The following is a 6,199-nucleotide window of genomic DNA, read 5'->3' on the forward strand; positions in this document are numbered from 1 at the left end:
CCAGAATTAAATCCTATTGAAAAAAGCTGGGCTATTTTAAAAAAATCAGTTACAGAATTACTTCGTAAAATGGACTCTATAACTGATGCGATAACATACTATTTAAAAACTAAATGACTATAAAAGCAGGTGTAAACAACCTAAGAAAATCATCCGATTCATCATCGATTGTCTTAGTTCTGGGAAACCTATACCCCGCTATTTCTTTTGATACCCACTATAACGAAAACCAAAAAAACTGTCAACCTTTATTAATTAAAAGGTTTACTAAAAAATCAGCAAGCTCGATCATTTCCTGATCTACCTAGAAATACATAGCCCTTGCTTGAGACATTCCTGAAACTCATAAAACAGGTTCTGTGAACCAATTTGTAGACTATTATCAAAGGAGGTTAGCCCTGTATAAAACATAAAAAACCACAGGCAGATTGGCATTACTTGACGAAGAACAAGTACAATCTACCTATGGTTTTCAGTTATTGACTAGCTTTTACCTAGTCTCTTCAATCATTTATGATTATAAGGAATCTTCTTCCCGTTTTTTAACGGCCAATCCAAGACCTGCTAATCCTGCCAATCCTCCAGCTAGAAGGAGACCTGCAGAATCGCTAGTACCTGTATTTGGAAGAACCTTAACCTCAGCTTCTTGAGGAGCTGCCTCAACAACTGGGGCTTCTGGTGGGCAAACTTCTGCCACCTTGGTACCCTTGCGGACAAGACGAGTCACTGCCGCAACCGTTTCAACTGTCTCATGAGCTGTAACTTCACCTGTCTCAGGATCAAGGGTATAAGTAATCCGCTTGATTTCTTTACCGGCTACACCCTCAACTTCAACACAGATTTGACCCAATGGAAGTGTCGGATCTTCGACGACTTTCTCCTCAAATGGAATCTCAACAACTGTCTCAACTGGTTTTAGACCAACACGAATCAACTGATCAACTGCTTCTTTCAAAACAGATCCATCTGGATGGCGAACTCCCTCTTGACCTTCTTGGTCTACAAGACGCTTACCAGCTTCCAGAGTCACATCACCTTTATAGATAACCTTAAAGGCGATTGGGCTAGTTTGACCAACACCACGTTTCACCACACGGTTCACTGCCTCGACCCGTTCAACTAGTGGCTCTTGAGCAGTCACTTGACCTGTTTGAATATTCAAGACATAACGAGTTGTCCGTGTCTCTTTACCAACGCGACCCTCAACAAGCACAACTTCTTTATCGGTTGGCAACATCTTCGGATCTTCTTGGTAAACAGTCTCAAAGCCTAACTCAGTCTCAACCACCAATGGCTTCACGCCAACTCGAACAAGCTGAGTAACTGGTTGAGTAGTTCGCTCTACTGTTTCTGGTTGAGCGACAGCCTGACCAGTTGCTGTATCCAAGACATACACTGTCGTATAGGTATCAAGACCTAACTGACCTGCCTGGGCAACCGACTGCTTGCCAGCTTCCATCTCAAGGTCTTCTTGGTAAACAGTTGCGAAGGCTACATCTGCTGTTCTTGTAGAAGGTTGTACACCAACTTCAATCACTTCCGCCACTGCTTTCATCGTCAAGGATTCGGTTTCTGGCTGAGCGATAACTTCACCTGTCGCTGAATCCAAGACATACAAGACTGTATAAGTCTTCTGACCAGTCTGACCTTCAACCAAGGTACGACGGCTATTCGCTACCATATCCTTAGCTTCTAGGTAGCGAGTTGAGTAAGCTACCGTTTCAGTCCGTTGACTTGGACGAGTTCCCACAGCTACAACCTGAGCGACCACTTCCTTGATGATGCTGCCGTTTGGATGGCGAAGACCAGCTTGGCCAGCAATCCGAACACTCTTCTCACCTGCTGCTAGACTAGCGTCTGCTACATAGTGGGTTGCAAATGGAAGTGTTGTCGTTTGACCAACACCACGCTTAATGACACGGTCAACCGCTGCTGTTTCTACAACAACTGGTTCCAAAGCTTTCACCTCACCAGTGGCAAGATCCAAGCTATAAGCCGTTGTGCTGACACGTTGACCAGCTTGACAGGCTTGCACCACAACTTCTGGATCAGTCGCTAACATGCTAGCATCATCTTGATAAACTGTTTGGTTCTTCAGAACCTCTGTCACCACCAGTGGTTTCGTACCCACTTGAATCATAGCTGGAAGCATTTCTCGTGTCACGCTACCATTTGGATGACGAAGACCAGCTTGACCGGCTACTAGAACTTGTTGCTGACCAGCTTCCAAGTCTGTTGTTGCCAAGTAAACTGTCGTAAATGGAATTTCTGTGTTTTGACCAACACCACGTTTGATCACTTGATCACGGGCTGCTGTTGCTTCCACTACTGGTGTCTGAGCTGTAACCAAACCTGTTTTCTCATCGAGAACATAGGTTGTTGTTGTACGTCTCTGACCTGCTTGTCCAGCTTGAACCAAGACTTCTGAATCAGTCGCTAACATGCTGGCATCTTCTTGGTAAACCGTTTGGTATGGAAGTACTTCTACAACTACTAGCGGTTTCACACCAACTTGAACCAACTCAACTACTGCTTCTTTCAAGACACTGCCATTTGGATGGCGAAGACCAGCCTGACCTACTACTAGCACTTGCTTCTGACCAGCTTCTAGCTCTGCTGTTGCCAAGTAAACTGTCGTAAATGGAATAGCAGTCTCTTGACCAACACCACGCTTAATCACTTGATCACGGGCTGCCACTTCTTCAACTACTGGGGTCTGAGCTGTAACCAAACCTGTCTTCTCATCGAGAACATAGGCTGTTGTTGTACGTCTTTGACCAGCTTGTCCAGCTTGAACCAAAACTTCACCATCTGTCGCCTTCATCTGGCTATCTTCTTGGTAAACCGTTTGGTATGGAAGTGTTTCTACAACTACAAGAGGTTTCACACCGACTTGAACCAATTCAGCCACCGCTTCTTTGGTGATGCTTCCATTTGGATGGCGAACGCCCTCAACTCCAGCTGATACAACTTGCTTCTGACCTGCCTCTAGGCTAGTTGTAGCCAAGTAAACTGTCTTAAATGGCAAGCTACTGTCTTGACCTGTACCACGGCGAATCACTCGATTCACTGCTGAAACAAGCACTTCTGTTGGAGCATTGTCGCTGATTTGACCAGTCTTGCTGTCCAAGCTATAGGTTGTTGTAACCGTCTTCTGACCGTCTTTACCTTCTGTGACAACCACTTCTGGATCGGTTGCCTTCATGCTGGCATCATCTTGATAAACCGTCTCAAAGGCAATAGTCGTCACTTCAACTTTTGGTTTCACACCCACTTGGATAACCTGGTTCACAGGAAGCAAGGTCACTTGACCATTTGGATGACGGATACCTTCAACCCCAGCAGTCACTACCTGTTGCTTACCAGCTTCTAAATCTGAACTTGCCAAATAGAGAGTCTCAAAGGCAATCTTGCTTTCTTGACCTGTACCACGGCGAATAACCCGATTCACTGCTGCTACAACTTCTTCCGTTGGAGCATTTGGTGTCACAGCTCCTGTCTTTTCATCCAAGCTGTAAGTTGTCGTAACCGTCTTTTGACCCTCTTTACCTTCTGTGACAACCACTTCCGGATCGGTTGCCTTCATGCTGGCATCATCTTGATAAACCGTCTCAAAGGCAATAGCAGTCACTTCAACTTTTGGCTTGGTTCCAACTTGAACAACCTGGGTTACAGGAGCTTGAGAAACTGTACCATTTGGATGGCGAACACCTTCAACTCCAGCAGTCACTACTTCTTGTTGACCAGCCTCAAGTCCTTCATTGGCCATATATCTTGTTTCAAAGGCAATCTTGCTTTCTTGACCAACACCACGACGAACAACCCGGTTCACTGCTGCTACAACTTCTTCAGTTGGAGCATTTGGAGTCACAGCTCCTGTCTTTTCATCCAAGCTATAAGTTGTTGTAACGGTCTTTTGACCCTCTTTACCTTCTGTGACAACCACTTCTGGGTCTGTTGCCTTCATATTTGGATCTTCTTCATAAGTCGTCTCAAAGGCAATAGTCGTCACTTCAACTTTTGGCTTGGTTCCAACTTGAACGACTTTTGTAACAGGTTCTTGAGAAACTGTACCATTCGGCTGACGGACACCTTCCACACCTTCTGTCACAACTTCTTGTTGGCCAGCTTCCAAATTCTCATTGGCTACATAGGTGGTTTCAAAGGCAATCTTGCTTTCTTGACCGACACCACGACGAACAACTCGGTTCACTGCTGCTACAACTTCTTCAGTTGGGGTATTTGGAGTAATCACTCCTGTATTTCGATCAACACTGTAAGTTGTTGTAACCGTCTTCTGACCGTCTTTTCCTTCTGTTACAACTACTTCTGGATCTGCCGCCTTCATATTTGGATCTTCTTCATAAGTCGTCTCAAAGGCAATAGCAGTCACTTCAACTGTTGGCATGGTTCCTAAACTAATCAGGCGATCAATCACTTTACGAACTAGAACAGTCGTCGGTTCATTAGCTGTTACTTCACCCGTCACTGTATTGAGGGTATAAGTTGTTGTAGTTCGTTCCAATCCCTTAACTCCCGTATTCGCGATTGATTCTGCACCAAGCGGACGATCTTCAAGGCCACGATAATAAACATTATAAGGAAGTACTTTTTCGTCCACTTTTGGTTTTGTTCCAACTTGAACAACCTTAGTTACAGGCTCCTTAAGAACTTCTCCATTTGAATGGCGTGTTCCTTCCACACCTTCTGTCACAACTTCTTGCTGACCAGCTTCCAAATTCTCATTGGCTACATAAGTCGTTTCAAAAGCAATCTTGCTTTCTTGACCAACACCACGACGAACAACACGATCCACTGCTGCTACAACTTCTTCTGTTGGAGTATTGGGAGTGACAGTCCCTGTCTTTTCATCCAAGCGATACGTTGTGGTCGTTGTCTTTTGACCCGCTTTTCCTTCCGTGACAACCACTTCTGGATCAGTAGGATTCATACTTGGATCATCTTGGTAAACTGTCTTAAACTCGATTGTTTCTGTTACAACAGTTGGCTTCGTACCAACTTTAACAATCTTCGCAACCGGTTCTTTGGTAACGACTGGCTCACCCTTGGTTTCAACAATCTCTGTACCTTCTTTTTTATAGGTGGTCGTGATTGTCTGTTCACCATCTACACCCTCACGCTCTGTCACCTGAGTATTGACTTCTAGGCTTTCATCTGCCTTGTATTCTGTTGTAAACGGAATTGCAGAAGTTTCAACTTTAGGCTCTGGTACCTTAGGACCTTCAATTTCCTCAATCGTTTCCTGGAATTTCTTGGCATCAAAGCTTACAGTACCAGTCGTTGTATTCCGAACAATAGCATCACCTGATAGAGGATAGAAGAAACGGTTGTAGTTCCCTGTATTGGCTGTACCAATCGTTGGGTTAACATTACTATAGCGAATTTTTTCTGTAACTGCTTGCGCTACAAATTCTACTCTATTTTTTTGACCGATACGAACTTTCTGACCAGAAGACCAGTACCAATCAGAACCATTATCTGACTTATAATACGGAACTGTTTGCCCATTTACTTTAAGGCTATTTGGCAATAGTTTAAAGTTAGCCGAATAACCAATCCCAAACACAAAGGGAACCTCTGTCGTCCGTCCAGCCGCAATTGTTGGCGTATAATCAAATTCAAAGCGGATATTATCTGTTGTCGGCGTATGGGCACTCTTTATCACATAACCCTTAAAGTCCGAAATCGTTCCGCCCGGTTTATCAGAAAAACTCTGAACCTGACTGTATACCTGAACTTCATCTGCCTGTGCTGCCCGTAAAACTGCAGAACGAAAAGCCGAAGCCCCTGCTGGCTGCTCCTTGTCAGTCGGTACTTCAACACTCTCTGCATTTACAGATGTGGAATCCGCCTCTACTGGTGCAGATTTTTTCGCAGAGTCTTCTGTAGTTTCAACAGTAGAAGTCTCAGGAACAGCTGTCGATTCTACTTCTGAAACCGTAGGAGTTGCTGGTAATACAGGCTCTGCCACATATACAGACGCCTCTTGAGGGGCCGTCGATTCTACAACAACCGTAGATTCTGCAGAGGCTGATGCTGGTGTAGAATCTGTATCTACTGGTGCAGCACTATCTGCTTGAACATTTTGCCCTGCAAAAAGGAAAGTCCCTAATAGTACAGATGCTGTACCATAAGAGTACTTCCGAAGCGAGAAGCGCTGAACCTGACGGTTAAACGT

1 protein-coding gene is annotated in these 6,199 nt (G+C 44.7%); it reads right to left on the reverse strand.

Annotation, left to right across the window (positions count from 1 at the left end):
* Positions 1 to 517 precede the first annotated feature (517 nt).
* The coding region (locus ACXM1Q_RS08675) for a G5 domain-containing protein (protein WP_458517729.1) at positions 518 to 6,199 on the reverse strand (5,682 nt) is incomplete at its 5' end.

It is taken from the genome of Streptococcus sp. 10F2 (assembly GCF_054331515.2).